The organism is Phyllobacterium sp. A18/5-2 (assembly GCF_025452215.1).
In the GTDB taxonomy this organism is placed as follows: Bacteria; Pseudomonadota; Alphaproteobacteria; order Rhizobiales; family Rhizobiaceae; genus Phyllobacterium; species Phyllobacterium sophorae.
This window is the reverse complement of the sequence record NZ_CP104966.1, coordinates 3,304,661-3,321,801: the sequence shown is the minus strand read 5'-3', so window position 1 is coordinate 3,321,801 and position 17,141 is coordinate 3,304,661. Positions and strand designations below refer to the sequence as shown.

Sequence of the window (17,141 nt, the reverse complement as noted above, 5' to 3'; positions counted from 1 at the left end):
CGTAACGTTTAACGGCTTCGATGTGCGTTGCAAGGCTGACAGACGCGACAAGGCAGGCTATACCGACCGGCGCCCACCACAAAAAACGATCCAAAGGCAAAAACGGAGCTTGTTCATGACCGGAAGCAGTCGTACCACCGCCGATTTGCAGCCAAGGCAACGCCGTATCCTGTTCCGCTGCTGGCATCGCGGCATGCGTGAGATGGATCTGATTCTAGGACAGTTTGCCGATGCCCATATCGATACCTTGTCCGACGAGGAACTTGACCAATATGAAGCACTGATGGAAGCGCTTGACCGGGACCTTCTGAAATGGGTTACCGGCGAGGCCGACGTTCCCGCCGAATTCGACACGCCGATCTTTCACAAGGTCGTTGCATCCCGCAACAACATCAGCTTTTGAGTCACGCCGAGGCGTGACCGGGAAATTCTGAAATCGCATGACTGCCTTTACCAAACTCGGATTGAAACCTGACATCAATGGCCATGTGGTCATCGATGGTGTTGTTGATGGCTATGAAGGCTTTGCGCTGGCGAAGGTGGTGGCCGAGACGGGGGCAGGTGGCCCTGTGCTGTTCATCGTTCGGGATGGCCAGCGCGTCGCGGACCTCGAGCAGGTATTGAATTTCGTCCAGCCTGATCTGCCTGTACTGCAGTTGCCCGCGTGGGACTGCCTTCCCTATGATCGCGTATCACCCGGCGCGGACACGTCGGCGCGCCGTCTGGCGGCGCTGGCCGGCCTTGCTTCGTTGCGCGATCACAAGCACCCAGGTGTCATTCTGTCAACCGCCAACGCGGTGTTGCAGAAGCTGCCGCCGCGTAAAGTCCTGGCCGAACAGCTGTTCATGGCTAAGCCCGGCAATAGAATTGACATGAATTCGCTTGTGCAACGCCTTGAAAACAATGGATTTGAGCGTGTTCCGACAGTGCGCGACGTTGGTGAATATGCAGTGCGCGGGGGGATTCTCGACCTGTTTGCACCTGGTGCGGACGAGCCGCTGCGCCTGGACTTCTTTGGCGATACGCTGGAAACAATCCGCACTTTCGATCCTGCATCGCAGCGCACGTCGAGCCAAAAGACCGAATTCTCCATGCAGCCGATGAGTGAAATTACGCTGTCACCGGAGATTATCAGCCGCTTCCGTTCACAATATGTGCAGAAATTCGGGGCACCTTCGCGTGATGACGCGCTCTACCAGTCGATCTCGGAGGGCCGCCGTTTTGCCGGTATGGAACATTGGCTGCCGCTTTTCTATGAGAACCTGGAGACAGTGTTCGACCATGCGGGCAACATGCCTGTCGTCTTCGACCATCTGGCGCATGAAGCCATGGCAGAACGTCACAAGATGGTGCTGGACCACTACGAAGCACGCAGGCGGCAGTCCGACGGAAAGGAACCCGGTGATGCGATTCCGTACAAGCCCGTCGAGCCGGGTTCGCTTTACCTGACGCCGGCGCAGGTAGAAGCTGGCGCTGTTGCATCGGGAATGCGGATTGATTTCACACCGTTCGATGCGCCGTTTGTGACAGGGCGGGCAACGATCCACGCCGGTGCGCATCGCGGGCGCACATTTGTTGAAGAGCGGACGGCGAAGGATACCAATGTTTTCGACAGCGTGGTCAAGCATATTGCCGACGAGCGCGCTGCGGGCAAGAAGGTACTGCTGGCGGCGTGGAGCGAGGGCACGCGCGACCGCCTGGTGCAGGTTCTGAACGAACACGGTCTGGAAAAGATCGAACTCGTCGATGATCTGCGGACTGTAAAGGCACTTGCTCGCGACAAGATCACGGCGGGCATCCTTTCGCTGGAGACCGGCTTCGACGCGGGCGAATTGGTCGTTGTTGCGGAACAGGACATTCTCGGCGATCGGCTGATCCGTCATTCCAAGCGGCGGAAACGCGACCGTGACTTCATCAGCGAAGTGGCGGCGCTCAATGCCGGCGACATTGTCGTGCACGTGGATCACGGCATAGGCCGATTTATCGGTCTGAGGACGATCACTGCTGCCGGCGCGCCGCATGATTGTCTTGAATTGCATTACGCAGGCGATGACAGGTTGTTCCTGCCGGTTGAAAATATCGAGCTGTTGTCAAGGTTTGGCACCGAAACTTCAACTGCTGTCTTAGACAAACTCGGTGGTGGGGCGTGGCAGGCGCGCAAGGCAAAGCTGAAAAAGCGCTTGCTCGACATTGCAGGCCATCTTATCCGCATTGCCGCCGAACGGCAGATGCGCGGCGCACCGATCCTCCTGCCGCCGGACGGGCTCTATGGCGAATTCGCCGCCCGGTTCCCTTATGACGAGACGGAAGATCAGGACCGCGCAATCGTTGCCGTGATCGACGATCTGTCGCTGGGCAAGCCCATGGACCGGCTCATTTGCGGCGATGTCGGCTTCGGCAAGACGGAGGTCGCATTGCGTGCGGCATTCGTGGCGGCACTGAACGGAGTGCAGGTTGCCGTCGTGGTGCCGACGACGCTGTTGTCCCGCCAGCATTTCAAGACATTTTCATCCCGTTTCCAGGGGCTGCCGGTCAATGTGGCACAGGCCTCGCGCCTCGTTGGTTCGAAGGAACTTGCCGAGAACAAGAAAGGCATCGCCGAAGGTCAGGTCGACATCGCGGTCGGCACGCATGCATTGCTCGGGCAAGGCATCAAATTCAAGAATCTCGGCCTCTTGATTATCGACGAGGAACAGCATTTCGGCGTCAAGCACAAGGAACGGCTGAAGGAACTGAAATCGGACGTGCACGTCCTGACACTCTCGGCGACGCCGATACCACGGACCCTTCAGCTTGCCTTGACCGGTGTGCGCGAACTGTCGTTGATCACCACTCCGCCCGTCGACCGCATGGCCGTGCGCACCTTTGTCTCTCCGTTCGATCCGCTTGTCATTCGCGAAACACTGCTTCGCGAGCGCTATCGTGGCGGACAGAGCTTCTATGTCTGCCCACGTATTTCAGACCTGAGCGATATCAAAGAGTTCCTGGACGCGCAGGTGCCGGAACTAAAGGTGGCAATTGCTCACGGCCAGATGGCTCCTGGCGAGCTCGATGACATCATGAATGCCTTCTATGACGGGCAGTATGATGTGCTCCTGTCGACCACCATCGTGGAATCCGGCCTCGACATTCCGACCGCCAACACGCTGATCATCCATCGTGCCGACATGTTCGGCCTGTCGCAGCTCTATCAGCTGCGCGGACGCGTTGGCCGGTCGAAACAGCGCGCCTATGCGCTGTTCACGCTGCCAGCCAACAAGCTGCTGACGCAGACCGCGGAACGCCGGCTCAAGGTATTGCAATCACTCGATACGCTCGGAGCCGGTTTCCAGCTTGCAAGCCATGACATGGATATTCGCGGCGCAGGCAATCTGCTTGGGGAAGAGCAGTCGGGTCACATCCGAGAGGTTGGATTCGAACTCTACCAGCAGATGCTGGAAGAGGCTGTTGCCGAGATCAAGGGCACAGGTGAAGTCGAGGACGGACATTGGTCCCCGCAAATTTCGATCGGCACCGCCGTCATGATTCCCGAGACCTATGTTCCGGATCTGCAATTGCGCCTCGGCCTCTATCGCCGCCTTGCCGATCTGGAGGAATTGCAGGAGATCGACGGCTTTGGCGCCGAAATGATCGACCGCTTCGGTCCGCTGCCGGAGGAAGTCCAGCACCTCCTCAAGATCGTCTATATCAAGGCGCTGTGCCGCCGCGCCAATGTGGAGAAACTTCGATGCGGGGCCGAAAGGCGTCGTTATCCAGTTCCGCAACAAGACATTCAATAATCCTGCCGCACTGGTCAAAATGATCGGCGAACAGGGTGCCATGGCCAAGATCCGGCCCGATCAAAGCATCGTGCTGGTACGCGACTGGCCAACGGCTGAAAAGCGGCTCAATGGTGCGGCGGTCGTCATGACGCAATTTGCCAAGCTTGCCGAGGCCTCATAGCTCAGGCGGGGCGGGGCTCAAAACCATCTGCTGTCTGGCGGATGGCATCGGCCAGTGCATCTGCTGATTGCGCGCCCATCACCGCGTATTTCTGGTCGAGAATGAAGCAGGGAACGCCACGTACGCCGATCTGATTGGCGGTGTCTATTTCCTGCTGAACGCCCACCGTATCCGCGTCCGTCGGCAGCAGGCTGGCCACAATCGCAACGTCCATGCCAGCTTCTCCGGCGGCCTCAAGCAGCACCTGCTGGTCGCCGATGTTCTTTCCCTGTTCGAAATAATAGGAGAAAAGAATGCCGACGACCTTGTCCTGAACGTTGGGCTTGGCTTGTGACGCCCAGCGGATAAGGCGGTGTGCATCCAACGTATTCGGGCTGATTTCGATGGCTTCGAAGTCAAATTCGATGCCTGCTTCCTTGCCGAGTTCGATCAATTGCTGATGGATCTCGAAAATCCGGTCGGAACTGCCGAACTTCTCCTGCATGTAGCGATTGCGGTCCTTGCCCTGGCGCGGAATCGTCGGGTCGAGCTGGAACGGCCGCCAGTTCACGGTCACGTCGAGATCCGGATTAAGCGCCAGAGCGCTTTCAAGCCGTTTGCGGCCAAGAAAACACCATGGGCAAACGACATCCGACACCACGTCGATCATAAATTTCTTGTCAGTCATGATTTCAACTCAACCTATCGTTTGTCTGACCACCAGGTATTTAGCTGGTTACCGACCAGGGATGTCTTGTCTGGATGTTGCAACTGCGCCCAGCGCGCAACCCATTGCTCGGGCTGGTAATAGATCGGCACCATATAATGGCCGGAGATCAACATCCTGTCGAGGGCGCGCACTGTGCTGGTGAACTCTGCCTGTCCGCGAACCGCCAGCATCTTGTCGAGCAGCGCATCAATTGCCGGATCGGCCACACCCGCGTAGTTGAAGCTTCCTTCAACCTCTTTGGACTGACTTCCCCAGCGGCTAAACTGTTCATATCCGGGAGAAAGCGAGCTCGAATAGGCGCCAAGGATGACGTCGTAGTCGAATGTCTGCAGACGTTTCTGATATTGGGCATCGTCGACGGTCCGGATCGTGACACCAATCCCCAGACGTTCGAGCGTGCGCTTGTAGGCAAGTCCAAGGCGCTCTTCACTTACCGAGCGTGTCAGGATTTCGAAGGCGAACGGCGTTCCCCGCGGATCGAGCATCTGTTCGTTCTCGATCTTGTAGCCCTGACCAACAAGAATGTCGTAGGCGCGCTTCATTTCCTTGCGGTCGCGTCCGGATCCGTCTGTTGTGGCAGGTTTGTAGGTGCCATCCATGACTTCAGGCAGGACGGCATTCGGATATGGAGCCAACAGTTCGCGTTCGGTCGCATCTGCGGGTTTCCCCAGTGCGGACAATTCCGACCCCTGCCAGTAGCTGCCCAAGCGCTGATAGCGGCCTGCGTAGAGATTGCGATTTGTCCATTCGAAGTCGAACATCAGAGCGAGCGCTTCTCGAACTGCCTTGTCGTGGAACTTTGTACGGCGCGTGTTGAAGAGGAAGCCGAACATGTTGGCGGGGGATTGTGTCTCGAATGTCTCCTTGATCACACGTCCATCCCTTGCCGCAGGAAAATCATAGGATGTTGCCCATTTATTCGGATCGCCCTCCAGGAAAACGTCGAACACGCCCTTCTTGAAGGCCTCAAACTGGGCCTGGTTGTTGCGGAAATATTCGACCGTAACGGTATCAAAATTGTTGAAGCCGATTCTGCTCGGAAGATCTGCACCCCAATAATCGGGATTGCGCTTGAAAACGATCCGCTGTCCCGGTTGAACTTGCGCCACGGTATACGGCCCGCTGCCCACCGGGATTGACAGAGGCGAACTGTCGAATGTGTCAATGTCGATCTTATGCTTCGGCAATACCGGCATCAGCGCCAGGACAAGTGGAAACTCCCTGTTCGCCTGTTCGTTGAATGTGAACCGGACGCCATGTTCGCCAATCTTTTCAATTTTGGAGATGAGTTTCATGCGGCTGCTAAAGGGTGGCCGGCCTTTTTTTGTCAGCACGTCGAAAGTAAAAATAACGTCGTCGGGGGTCACCGGTTGTCCGTCAGACCATTTTGCTTTCGGATTGAGCGTGAATTCTACCCATGTCCGCTCATCATTCGTTTCGACTTTCTCGGCCAGCAACCCATACATTGTGAACGGCTCGTCTGCGCTCCGCTGCATCAGCGATTCATTGACAAGATTTCCAAACTCCGGGTCGCCAAACATGCCTCGGGCATATGTTCGCATGCTTTTCACCAGAAACGGGTTGAGGCTATCGAATGTGCCGACAACGCCGTAGGTGATCGAACCGCCCTTCGGCGCTTCGGGATTAACGTAGGGAAAATATTTGTAATCGGCGGGCAGGGCTGGTTCGCCGTGCATGGCGATTCCATGGGTTGGTTCAGCAGATACTGCGCTTGTCATCGAACAAAGCGCGGCCAGGAGGGCCAGTGCTTGAATGGTTTTCTTCAACATCGTCTCAACCTTGCACCCAAAAGCAGGGATTCATCCTGATTCGTGTCAAAGACTACCACTTGACGACGATTCTGCGGCGTAAGGGGTATAATCATGCATGTGAATTTAAAACAGAGCCAAAAGGTGGCTGGATTTGCGTTAACATGCAGTGTAACACGGCCTTCGATATCGAGGGTCACTCTCTTGCCGCATTTGGTAACCAAAGCCAGACAAGCAAAATCAGGTGATCAAGACACACTTCGGATAAGTGCGCTGAAAGGAACCAGTTGACCATGTCCATCCGCAAGACCATCGCTGCAACCGCATCCCTTGTCGGTGCCACTGCATTACTCGCCGTCGCGGCGGTACCAGCGTCAGCCCAACAGCAGAGAGCGCCGCAGGGTTGGTTCAAGGTCTGCTCCAAGCAGGAAGAGAACGATATCTGCAATACCCAGAACATCGTGACTGCTGATAGCGGCCAGCTGCTGACAGCCGTCAATCTCATTGAGATCAAGGGCAAGATCAACCGGAAGATTTTCCAGGTTTCCGTTCCGACCGGCCGCCTCATCGCGCCGGGCGTCGGACTCCAGATCAATGGCGGCAAGACGCAGAAAATCGAATATGCAATCTGCTTCCCTGATCGCTGCATCTCCGAAGTCGCCTTGTCAGACGAGCTCCTCTCGTCATTCAAGAAGGGCAACCAGCTGACGCTGACTTCGGTCAATTTCCAGAACAAGCCCAATCCGATCAACGTTGCATTGACTGGATTCAGCCAGGCCTATGACGGCCCGGGCCTGCAGCAGAACGAACTTGAACAGCGCCAGAAGACCCTTCAGGATGAAGTCCAGAAGCGTCAGAAGGAATTCGAAGAAAAGATGAAGGCTGAACAGCAAAAAGCCAAAACCGGCAACTGACCGGCAGGCAGGAATCAAAAAGGGACGCTTCGGGCGTCCCTTTTTTGTTGTCCGTTGCTCTGACGCTAATTGATGTGCGGTCGCTTTACCCGATAGACGCCGCCTTCAGTCTTTTCGAACATGTTCTTGATCTGAGGATGCCTCAATGGCACACCACTCGTGTCGGCCATCAGGTTTTGCTCCGAGACATAGGCGACGTATTCGCTTTCCGCGTTCTCGGCGAAGAGATGGTAAAACGGTTGGTCGCGGCGCGGTCGTATATCCTCTGGAATGGATTGATACCACTCTTCCGTATTGTTAAATTCCGGATCAACGTCAAAAATTATTCCACGAAAGGCAAATATCCGGTGACTAACCACCTGACCTATCTGAAATTTTGCATGTCGTATCTGTGTCATCATTGTCATTCGGTATAGATATCTCGTTCTGTCAAATCTCGCGAGCTTAATTGGCGTCCTGCCGTAACTCTTTCGCGCCGCAACCCTCAAAAGCCAATTATGCTCAACGTTTTTAACCTCGTGCTTCCGTTCTTTGGGCTTATCTTTCTTGGCTTTTTCGTGGCCCGGATTAATCGCCAGCCCCTGGAAGCGCTGGGGTGGATGAACACTTTCATCGTTTATGTGGCGCTTCCAGCCCTGTTTTTCCAGATACTATCCCAAACCCCGGTGGCGGAATTGACGCAGTGGGCATTTATCATCGGTTGCACCGCGTCCACATTCTGCATCTTTCTGACGATGTTCCTGGTCGCATATGTGAGGACGCGAAAGATTGATGAGAGTACGATTCAAGGTCTCGCAGCGGCCTATGGCAATATTGGGTATATGGGCCCGGCGCTGGCAATCCTTGCCTTCGGGGCGCCTGCTGCTGTGCCCGTGGCCCTGATCTTCTGCTTCGACAACACGCTTCATTTTGTCATGGCCCCGCTGATGATGGCGCTATCCGGCAATGACAAGCGGTCTGCACCCGATCTTGTGATCAGTGTTCTGCGGAAGATATTTTTTCATCCCTTTATCATCGCGACCATTCTTGGCGTGGCAGCGGCGATTATTGGCTTCGAGCCGCCTGTTGCACTCGATAGATTGATTGATTTGCTCGCGAAGGCCGCCGCGCCGTGCGCGCTGTTTGCCATGGGCGCTACACTGGCATTGCGCCCCCTGAAGCGGGTTCCAAAGGAGCTCTATCTCATCGTTCCGCTTAAACTGCTGGTTCAGCCCGTGCTGATCTATGGCATTCTCAGTCTGGCGGGAGACTTCCCTCCAATTTGGGTCAACACGGCGATGTTGATGGCAGCTTTGCCCACAGCGACGAATGTCTTCGTCATCGCTCACCAATATGGTGTTTGGGTAGAACGTGCCTCCAGCAGTGTATTGGCAACCACGCTGTTCTCAGTACTGACGCTGACACTGTGGCTCTACGTGATGACTCACGGACTTATCGAATAATTTCAGCAGCCGGGTCGCCTGAATTTCTTTCATATCCGCAATAAATCGATCGAACGGCTGTCTTTGCACAGGTCGAAGGCTTGCGATTGGAAATTTTCTCTCTATATAGTTGCGAATGATTTGCAATTGCGATTAAGGGTTGTTCATGGATCAAATACGGCAGGCGGCCGACACGCCTCAAGGCTGGCGGCGCGCAAGGGGCGAGGCGTCGCTTTCTGATGTTCATCGTTCGATTGCCGTAACGACCAGTGGACCGGGCTGGCGCCGCGCGGCTGCTTTTGTCGGTCCAGGCTATCTCGTCGCAGTTGGATATATGGATCCGGGCAACTGGGCCACGTCGCTCGCTGGGGGCTCGAAATTCGGCTACGCGCTGCTTGTCGTCGCGCTCGTTTCCAACATCATGGCGATCGTGCTGCAGGCATTATGCGCGCGGCTTGCGATCGGATCGGGCAGGGACCTTGCGCAGGCCTGCCGCGATGCTTTTCCAAAGCCAGTGGCCTATTCGCTATGGTTCCTTGCCGAAATCGCCATCATTGCCACGGATATTGCCGAAGTGATCGGCACTGCCATCGGACTTAATCTGATCTTCGGGATACCGCTGGAAATTGGTGTTCTTATCACCGCGCTCGATGTTTTCCTCATTCTTTATCTGCAGAAACTTGGCTTCCGTTGGGTCGAGGCCCTGATTATCACCCTGCTTGGAGTCATTGCCGTCTGCTTTGCCATCCAGATTTTCCTCGCCGATCCAGAATGGGGCGCTGTCATCAGGGGCTTTGCGCCAACAACGGAAATCGTGACCAATCCCGAGATGCTCTATCTGGCGCTTGGTATTCTTGGCGCGACGGTGATGCCGCATAACCTTTACCTGCACTCTGGCATTGTTCAAACGCGGAACTATGGCTCTTCGCTGCCGGAAAAACGGCAGGCGCTGAAATATGCGACGATCGATTCCACCGTTGCCTTGATGTTTGCCCTGCTGATCAACGCATCGATTCTCATTCTCGCAGCGGCAACGTTTCACAAGACAGGCCAGACAGGGGTTGCTGAGTTGGGTGAGGCGCATTCACTGCTTGCACCGCTGCTCGGTCTGGCGATTGCCCCGACGCTGTTCGGTATTGCCTTGCTCTGCTGTGGTATCAACTCGACGGTAACAGCGACGCTTGCAGGACAGATCGTGATGGAAGGTTTCCTGCACATCAAGCTGGCGCCTTGGCTGCGGCGGCTGATAACGCGCGGCATCGCGATCGTCCCCGCGGCCATTGTCACGATCTGGTATGGCGAGAGTGGCACGGCCAAGCTGCTTGTGCTGACGCAGGTGGTCCTCAGCCTTCAATTGTCGTTTGCGGTGTTTCCCTTGGTCATGTTCACGGCGAGCAAGGCCAAAATGGGCGCGCTTGTCGCACCGCGCTGGCTGTCGGCCTTCGCCATGTTCATCGCCGTGGTGATCGCTTTGCTGAATGTGAAGTTGCTGAGCGACTTCGTCTTCGCATAATCCCGGGGACAGGACCCGTTTATCTGGTCGAAATCATAACAACAGGACCCGACTCCTAGTGGTTCGGGAGCGCGTCTTTACGCGAGAAGCGGAAGCCGCTGCCTGGACGCAGGCCTTCGCGCATGACGAAACCACGCAGCGGCGAGAAAGCACGCAACAACTCGAGTCCGCCACTGCGCACCATCTGAACCGGCAGAAAATCCGACAACAACGATCGGTTCAGGGCATCGACCGCGCCGGTGCGCGCAATGATATCCGGGCTTCGCTTGCGGTTATAGCTGGACATAACGCTCGATATGCCAAGGTCAGTGCCATCATTGGGAAGCGTTTCCAGGAGGGTCTCAACATCCCTGACACCGAGATTGAGGCCCTGCGCGCCGATTGGCGGGAATACATGCGCGGATTCGCCAGCCAGAAACACCCGGTTGCGGGCAAAGGAGGTTGGTACAAGCCCCGAGAGCGGCCAGCTCTGCGGATCAACATCGATGGTCACCGCGCCGAGCATCGACTGCATGCGATCCTCAACCCGCATTGCCAACTGATCTCTTGTGAGTTCGAGGAGTTCGACAGCGTGCGCTGGTGTCGTCACCCAGACCAGGCTTGAGCGTTTGCCGGCTAGGGGAACCTGCGTGAACGGGCCATGCTCGGTATGAAATTCTGTAGAAATATCATGATGATCGCGCGTATGGCTAAAGCTTAGGACGATGGCCGTCTGGTTATAGCTCCAGGTCCGCGCGGATATTCCGGCGGCTTCGCGGGCCAGCGAAGAACGGCCATCGGCGGCGATGACGATATTGGCGGTGTACACGGCGCCGTTGCCGGCTTCGACTGCAATTGCAGATTCAGTCGGGTGGTAATGGCTGGCAGAGGCGGCCACATGCTTTACCGGCGAGCCCTTCAGCGCGTCACTCAAGACCTCGGTCAAAGTGACGTTCGGAATGTTGTAGCCGAAGGCGGGCTCGTCGATTTCGCTGGCCTCAAAGGTCACAGCGGGGCTTCTGATGAGCCGGGTTGTTCCGTCGAGAATACGCATGGTGGTGATCGGAGCCGCGTGCGGTTCGATGCTTTCCCACAGGCCGATCTGCCTGAGAAACTTGATGGCAGGCATCATCAGCGCGGTTGTCCGCTTGTCATTGCCTTCCGGTATCGTCCCGAGACTGATGACGTTCTCGAAGGTCTGGCCAATGGCGATCGCGGCGATCAACCCCACATGCCCAGCTCCTGCAATCACAATGGGATCTGTTCTGGTGCTGGTCATATTCGCCTCCGCTTCCATGCTCGCTTCGAGCTTTCAACAGTTTATATCAACTTCATTGCTTGCGCTTTGAACCATTTTCAAGAAAAGCTGATCGCAAATCGTTCGCCGCTGGTAAGATACTACGGCGAGCGAGCAATTATCATGCAGCAGATTGGCGCGGACCGTGAAAAAACCAACCTTGCCCAAGGGCGTCATGCCCAAGAAAGTAACGGCTCCGCAGGCGAAAGCATTTTCCGTTCATCTGCTGACAGCGTCCGGTTCCTTTCTGGCATTCCTGTCGGTTGTTGCCGCCAGCGAAGAAAGCTGGACAGCCATGTTCTGGTGGCTGGGGCTGGCTTTGTTCGTCGATGGTATAGACGGGCCAATAGCCCGCAAGCTGGAAGTCAAATATGTCCTGCCTAACTGGTCAGGCGAACTCCTCGACAATATCATCGACTATATGACCTATGTTCTGATCCCGGCCTTCGCGCTTTATCAGCGCGGTTTCATGGGCGAGGGGCTGTCGTTTCTTGCGGCGGCGATCATCGTCGTTTCGAGCGCTATCTACTATGCCGACACCGGCATGAAGACCAAGGAGAATTTCTTCAAGGGGTTCCCGGTGGTCTGGAACATGATTGTCTTTACGCTGTTCATTGTCCGCCCCGGAGAATGGGTGGCATTTGCCATTGTCCTTGCCTCGGCGATCGTCTCATTCCTGCCGGTGTATTTTCTCCACCCCGTACGCGTGCAACGGTTGCGGCCATTGAATCTTGCCATATTTTTCCTGTGGTGCGGCTTTGGCGCGATCTCGCTGTTTCAGGAACTGGAATCGCCGCTCTGGGTGCGCATTGGCATTTCGGTGACAGGCATATATCTCTTTTGCATCGGTGCTGTGATGCAGGCATTCCCCAATCTTGGACGTACGGAGAAATCATGATGGTCAAAGCTGTTCGCATTCATCAAACCGGTGGACCGGAAGTGCTGACCTACGAGGATATCTCCATTGGTGCCCCGGGACCAAGCGAAGCACACATTCGCAACGATGCAATCGGGCTGAATTTTCTCGATGTCTATTACCGGACCGGCCTTTATCCATCACCCAGCCCCTTGCCGCTGATCCCCGGACATGAAGGCGCGGGCGTGGTGCTGGCAGTCGGTCCGGATGTAAAGGACGTCAAGATCGGCGATCGCGTCGCCTATACCAATCCCATTGGTGCCTACGCCGAAGAGCGGTTGATCCCGGCGGATCGGCTCGTCAAAGTTCCGGGCGCTATCGCGCTGGAGCACGCGGCTTCCATGATGCTGAAGGGACTCACTGCGCAATATCTGCTGCGACAGACATTTCCCGTGAAAAAGGGCGATACGATCCTCTTCCATGCGGCAGCTGGCGGCGTTGGATTGATTGCCGGTCAATGGGCGAAACATCTCGGCGCGACAGTGATCGGCACAGCAGGCTCGGAGGAGAAGGTCAAGCTGGCGCTGGATCACGGATATGATCACGTCATCAATTACAACACCGGGAACTTCGTAGAACAGGTAAAGGAGCTCACCGGCGGAAAGGGTGTTGATGTCGTCTATGATTCGGTGGGCAAGGACACGTTTGACGGCTCGCTCGATTGCCTGCGCCCGCGCGGCATGATCGTCTGTTTCGGCCAGTCCTCCGGAGCGGTTCCGCCATTCGATCTCGGTATCCTGTCGCGCAAGGGTTCGCTCTATCTGACACGCCCAACGCTCTTCGTTTACGTTGCAGCGCGCGATGCTCTCGAAAATGGGGCCAATGAATTATTCGATCTCGTGGCGAAAGGCGTGATCAGGATCGAGATCGGACAGACTTACGCACTCAAGGATGTGGCAACAGCGCATCGCGATCTCGAAGCACGCAAGACCACTGGCACGACAGTGCTCATTCCTTGAGCCACTGCAACCATTGCTTGAATATTGTGCGCAAAAGGCCGTGGCCGTACGTTTTGCACTTTCCAAATTTGGTGGGCCTGTCATAGGATCGCAAACGGTCTTGGCCGCGGGGAACGATGACAGAACAAACAAAAGACGGCTCTGAAAAACCGCTACTGGAAGCTGACAAGCTCACCAAAATTTTCGGGACACTCAAAGCCTGCGATGAAATCAATCTGAGGATTGGAACGGGCGAAATTCACTCACTGCTCGGTGAGAATGGCGCGGGCAAGTCGACCCTCGTCAAGATGCTGTTCGGTGCGTTGCAACCAACCTCCGGAGCGATTGCGTGGAAAGGCAAGAGCGTTGCAGTCGCCAATCCGGCGATGGGCAGATCGCTTGGCATCGGCATGGTTTTCCAGCATTTTTCATTGTTCGACGCGCTGACGGCGGCGGAAAACATAGCATTGTCGCTGGATGAGAAAACGCCACTGGACACAATTGCAAACCGGGCGAGGGAAATCGGAGATACTTATGGCCTGCCGGTGGATCCGGAGGCGCTTGTCGGCGACCTTTCGGTAGGTGAGCGCCAGCGGATCGAGATCATCCGGTGTTTGCTCCAAAATCCCGACCTCATCATTCTCGATGAGCCGACATCGGTTCTGACGCCGCAGGAAGCGGATCTGCTGTTTGTGACATTGGAGCGCCTGCGGTCCGAGGGAAAATCGATCCTCTATATCAGCCACAGGCTTGAAGAGGTGCGGCGCCTATGCGACCGCGCGACCGTATTGCGGCACGGCAAGGTTGTCGGCCAATGCGATCCGCGCTCCGAAACCGCCGCATCGCTGGCACGCATGATGGTCGGGAGCGATATTCACGTCATCGACAGGCATCCGGCCGCAACGCATGCATCGGCACAAACTGCGCTGGTTGAAGTGAACGGCCTTTCGCAGAAACCGCGCGGACCCTTTTCCGTGCCGCTTCACGATATCCATCTTTCAGTTCGATCAGGGGAAATTCTCGGAATTGCCGGTGTTGCAGGCAATGGACAGGGCGAGTTGTTCGAGGCAATTTCCGGCGAAGTCTTGCAGGAACGTCCCGAAATCATCCGCATTCGCGGAACAGATGCTGGTCGCACAGGCATTTCCGCGCGGCGCAAGCTCGGTGCCGCTTTTGTGCCGGAAGAAAGGCTTGGACATGGTGCTGTTCCAGACATGTCGCTGACCAACAATCTGCTGTTGTCGCGTCATTCCACGGACCGCAAAGTATTTCTCTCCGGCGGGGCATTAAGGCTCGTCGCGGAGTCCAGCCTTGCTCTTGCGGCCAAACGGATCGTAGCGCAGATGGACGTTCGCAAGAGCGCGGAAAATCCAGATGCATCAGCACTTTCCGGAGGAAACTTACAGAAGTTTCTCATCGGACGTGAACTTGATCGGAACCCTTCCGTCATGATCGTCAATCAGCCGACCTGGGGCGTCGACGCCGGAGCTGCTGCGCATATTCGCCAGGCTTTGGTGGATCTGGCCCGCAGCGGCTCGGCGGTCATCGTGATCAGCCAGGACTTGGACGAGCTCTTCGAGATTTCCGACCGGATTGCGGCGATGGTACATGGCCGCCTTTCGGAATCCGTGCCTATAGAACACATGAACCGGGAACGGGTAGGGCTGATGATGGGAGGAGCCGACACGTCGGCACCCCTGGAGGATGCAGGGGCGGTATGATGCGGATCGAAATCGTCAAACGCCCCCAGCATTCGGCATTGTTCAGTGCCCTTTCGCCATTCATCGCCCTGTTTCTGACCTTGATTGCGGGGGCGATACTGTTTGCAATTCTCGGCAAGAATCCGATTGCCGCACTCTATTCCTACTTCATCGAACCCTTGACGGAAGTCTGGTCCGTCCACGAATTGCTGGTCAAGGCGGCACCACTTATACTGATTGCGGTTGGACTATCCGTCTGCTTCCTGTCGAACAACTGGAATATCGGCGCCGAGGGCCAATTGATCGCCGGAGGCATTGCCGGATCGATCCTTCCGGTCATGTTCCCGGATTTCCAGGGCTGGTATGTCCTTCCCATCATGCTTTTGCTTGGTATGGCCGGTGGCATGGCCTATGCGACGATCCCGGCCCTCCTGAAGGTCAGGTTCAGCACGAACGAGATTTTGACCAGCCTGATGCTGGTGTACGTCGCCCAGCTTTTCCTTGATTGGCTGGTACGCGGGGCGTGGCGCAACCCGCAGGGGTACAATTTCCCAGAAACAGTCCAGTTCAATTCCAGCGCCATCCTGCCGGAAATATGGTCGGCTTCGGGCCGGGCGCACTGGGGTTTCATCCTCGCGCTGTTTGCGGCTGTTGCCGTCTGGTTCATGCTGTCGCGGACCTTGAACGGATATGAGATCAAGGTGCTTGGCCGTAGCGCAAGGGCAGGGCGATTTGCCGGTTTCAGTGCCGGACGGTTGACGTTCTTCGCCTTCCTGGTATCGGGCGCCCTCGCTGGCCTCGCAGGGATTGCCGAGGTATCTGGTGCAGTTGGCCAGTTGAGGACGAGCATTTCACCCGGCTACGGATTCACGGCAATCATCGTCGCGTTTCTCGGAAGGCTCAATCCTTTGGGGATAGTTGCGGCCGGACTGGTGCTGGCATTGTCCTATCTTGGGGGGAAGCAGCGCAGATTTCATTGGGTATTTCGGAAAAATCGGCGCGCATATTCCAGGGCATCATCCTGTTTTTTGTCCTCGCCAGTGACACCCTGATTTATTATCGCATCCGGATTGTGTCCCGGCACAGCGAAACAGCATTGAAGGGTGCGTGAAATGACGATGTTTGAGGCCATACTCCTGACGGTTGCGACAGCGGCAACACCGCTATTGATCGCGGCGCTGGGCGAACTCGTCGTCGAGCGTTCGGGTGTCCTCAATCTAGGGGTTGAAGGCATGATGGTGATGGGGGCCGTTGCGGGTTTCGCCGTTGCCCAAACAACCGGTTCGGCCTGGCTTGGCATGTTCGCGGCGATCCTGGCAGGCGCGGCATTTTCGCTGCTTTTCGGGTTCCTAACGCTAACGCTGGTAACCAACCAGGTGGCGACCGGCCTCGCTCTGACATTGCTCGGCCTCGGCGCCTCGGCCATGATCGGCGAAAGCTTCGTTGGCTTGCCCGGCGTGAAGATGGCATCGCTCTACATTCCGGGCCTCTCTGATCTGCCCTATGCAGGCAAATTCCTGTTCGGGCAGGATCCTATTTTCTACATCTCCATCCTGCTTACGATCGGCGTCGTGTGGTTCTTGTTCAAGACCCGGGCCGGCCTGACATTGCGCGCCGTCGGCGACAATCATATTTCGGCGCATGCATTGGGTGTCCCCGTCGTCCGCATACGCTATCTGGCCGTCCTGTTCGGCGGTGCCTGTGCCGGTCTTGCCGGCGGACAGCTCTCGCTTGTCTACGTGCCGCAATGGGTGGAGAACATGACGGCCGGCCGGGGCTGGATCGCGCTTGCGCTGGTCGTATTTGCCTCGTGGCGGCCATGGCGTATCCTCGCCGGCGCCTATCTCTTTGGAGCTGTCAGTATCGGCCAGTTGCATGCGCAGGCTCTCGGCATCGGAATTCCGTCGCAATTCATGTCATCGCTGCCCTATCTCGCAACGATCGTCGTGCTTGTGCTGATTTCAAGAAACAAGCGGCTGACCCTGATGAATACGCCGGCATCGCTCGGCAAACCCTTCGTGCCGGACCGCTGACGCAGGTACG

12 protein-coding genes and 2 pseudogenes are annotated in these 17,141 nt (G+C 56.4%); 10 read left to right on the top strand and 4 right to left on the bottom strand.

Annotated features, from left to right (window positions below; translation table 11 throughout):
- Positions 1 to 115 precede the first annotated feature (115 nt).
- Both N8E89_RS16525 and mfd read left to right on the top strand, forming a co-directional pair.
- Positions 116 to 403, top strand: a complete 288-nt coding sequence (locus N8E89_RS16525; protein ID WP_106663261.1) for an FAD assembly factor SdhE — start codon at positions 116 to 118, stop codon at positions 401 to 403.
- 37 nt (positions 404 to 440) lie between these two features.
- Positions 441 to 3,942 (top strand): annotated as a pseudogene (mfd, locus tag N8E89_RS16520) (transcription-repair coupling factor).
- Between the two features lies 1 nt (position 3,943).
- Here the strand turns inward: mfd and N8E89_RS16515 are convergent.
- The gene (locus N8E89_RS16515; protein ID WP_106663263.1) at positions 3,944 to 4,609 is read right to left on the bottom strand and encodes a DsbA family oxidoreductase; all 666 of its coding nucleotides are present in this window, start codon (positions 4,607 to 4,609) and stop codon (positions 3,944 to 3,946) included.
- Between the two features lie 14 nt (positions 4,610 to 4,623).
- The gene (locus tag N8E89_RS16510; protein WP_410010318.1) at positions 4,624 to 6,441 is read right to left on the bottom strand and encodes an extracellular solute-binding protein; all 1,818 of its coding nucleotides are present in this window, start codon (positions 6,439 to 6,441) and stop codon (positions 4,624 to 4,626) included.
- Positions 6,442 to 6,713: 272 nt separating this feature from the next.
- On the opposite strand from N8E89_RS16510, the gene N8E89_RS16505 reads away from it, so the two are divergent.
- Positions 6,714 to 7,334, top strand: a complete 621-nt coding sequence (locus N8E89_RS16505) for an invasion associated locus B family protein (protein WP_106663265.1) — start codon at positions 6,714 to 6,716, stop codon at positions 7,332 to 7,334.
- 65 nt (positions 7,335 to 7,399) lie between these two features.
- On the opposite strand, the gene hspQ is transcribed toward N8E89_RS16505, so the two are convergent.
- Positions 7,400 to 7,732, bottom strand: a complete 333-nt coding sequence (gene hspQ, locus N8E89_RS16500; RefSeq protein WP_106663359.1) for a heat shock protein HspQ — start codon at positions 7,730 to 7,732, stop codon at positions 7,400 to 7,402.
- Positions 7,733 to 7,831: 99 nt separating this feature from the next.
- Here hspQ and N8E89_RS16495 point away from each other — a divergent pair, with 99 nt between their 5' ends.
- Together N8E89_RS16495 and N8E89_RS16490 are read left to right on the top strand one after the other, a co-directional pair.
- Entirely contained in the window at positions 7,832 to 8,776 is a 945-nt protein-coding gene (locus N8E89_RS16495; RefSeq protein ID WP_106663266.1) for an AEC family transporter, read from the top strand.
- 145 nt (positions 8,777 to 8,921) lie between these two features.
- Complete coding sequence (locus N8E89_RS16490; protein ID WP_106663267.1) at positions 8,922 to 10,268, top strand: Nramp family divalent metal transporter; 1,347 nt, start codon at positions 8,922 to 8,924, stop codon at positions 10,266 to 10,268.
- A 55-nt stretch (positions 10,269 to 10,323) separates the two neighbouring features.
- Here the strand turns inward: N8E89_RS16490 and N8E89_RS16485 are convergent, their stop codons facing one another.
- Positions 10,324 to 11,526, bottom strand: coding sequence for a UbiH/UbiF family hydroxylase (locus N8E89_RS16485; protein ID WP_106663360.1), 1,203 nt, complete (start codon positions 11,524 to 11,526; stop codon positions 10,324 to 10,326).
- A 193-nt stretch (positions 11,527 to 11,719) separates the two neighbouring features.
- Between N8E89_RS16485 and pcsA the strand changes: the two genes are divergently transcribed.
- The 5 genes and pseudogenes from pcsA to N8E89_RS16460 all read left to right on the top strand — a co-directional run bounded on the left by pcsA (position 11,720) and on the right by N8E89_RS16460 (position 17,131).
- Positions 11,720 to 12,442, top strand: a complete 723-nt coding sequence (gene pcsA / locus N8E89_RS16480; protein WP_106663268.1) for a phosphatidylcholine synthase — start codon at positions 11,720 to 11,722, stop codon at positions 12,440 to 12,442.
- Positions 12,442 to 13,419 (top strand): quinone oxidoreductase family protein, encoded by a 978-nt coding sequence (locus N8E89_RS16475; protein ID WP_106663269.1) that lies wholly within the window; start codon positions 12,442 to 12,444, stop codon positions 13,417 to 13,419. The genes pcsA and N8E89_RS16475 overlap by 1 nt, the downstream gene beginning before the upstream one ends.
- Positions 13,420 to 13,535: 116 nt before the next feature.
- Positions 13,536 to 15,119 (top strand): ABC transporter ATP-binding protein, encoded by a 1,584-nt coding sequence (locus N8E89_RS16470; protein ID WP_106663270.1) that lies wholly within the window; start codon positions 13,536 to 13,538, stop codon positions 15,117 to 15,119.
- Positions 15,119 to 16,209 (top strand): annotated as a pseudogene (locus tag N8E89_RS16465) (ABC transporter permease). The gene N8E89_RS16470 and the pseudogene N8E89_RS16465 overlap by 1 nt, the downstream one beginning before the upstream one ends.
- A 1-nt stretch (position 16,210) precedes the next feature.
- Positions 16,211 to 17,131 (top strand): ABC transporter permease, encoded by a 921-nt coding sequence (locus N8E89_RS16460; RefSeq protein WP_210203719.1) that lies wholly within the window; start codon positions 16,211 to 16,213, stop codon positions 17,129 to 17,131.
- Positions 17,132 to 17,141 lie beyond the last annotated feature (10 nt).

Excerpts from the sequence above, each read along its gene's own strand:
- N8E89_RS16490 (WP_106663267.1), top strand. The coding sequence starts at position 8,922 with ATGGATCAAATACGGCAGGCGGCCGACACGCCTCAAGGCTGGCGGCGC.
- N8E89_RS16460 (WP_210203719.1), top strand. The coding sequence starts at position 16,211 with ATGACGATGTTTGAGGCCATACTCCTGACGGTTGCGACAGCGGCAACA.
- N8E89_RS16510 (WP_410010318.1), bottom strand. The coding sequence starts at position 6,441 with ATGTTGAAGAAAACCATTCAAGCACTGGCCCTCCTGGCCGCGCTTTGT.
- pcsA (WP_106663268.1), top strand. The coding sequence starts at position 11,720 with ATGCCCAAGAAAGTAACGGCTCCGCAGGCGAAAGCATTTTCCGTTCAT.
- N8E89_RS16505 (WP_106663265.1), top strand. The coding sequence starts at position 6,714 with ATGTCCATCCGCAAGACCATCGCTGCAACCGCATCCCTTGTCGGTGCC.
- N8E89_RS16515 (WP_106663263.1), bottom strand. The coding sequence starts at position 4,609 with ATGACTGACAAGAAATTTATGATCGACGTGGTGTCGGATGTCGTTTGC.
- N8E89_RS16495 (WP_106663266.1), top strand. The coding sequence starts at position 7,832 with ATGCTCAACGTTTTTAACCTCGTGCTTCCGTTCTTTGGGCTTATCTTT.
- N8E89_RS16475 (WP_106663269.1), top strand. The coding sequence starts at position 12,442 with ATGGTCAAAGCTGTTCGCATTCATCAAACCGGTGGACCGGAAGTGCTG.
- N8E89_RS16485 (WP_106663360.1), bottom strand. The coding sequence starts at position 11,526 with ATGACCAGCACCAGAACAGATCCCATTGTGATTGCAGGAGCTGGGCAT.
- N8E89_RS16470 (WP_106663270.1), top strand. The coding sequence starts at position 13,536 with ATGACAGAACAAACAAAAGACGGCTCTGAAAAACCGCTACTGGAAGCT.
- N8E89_RS16525 (WP_106663261.1), top strand. The coding sequence starts at position 116 with ATGACCGGAAGCAGTCGTACCACCGCCGATTTGCAGCCAAGGCAACGC.
- hspQ (WP_106663359.1), bottom strand. The coding sequence starts at position 7,732 with ATGACACAGATACGACATGCAAAATTTCAGATAGGTCAGGTGGTTAGT.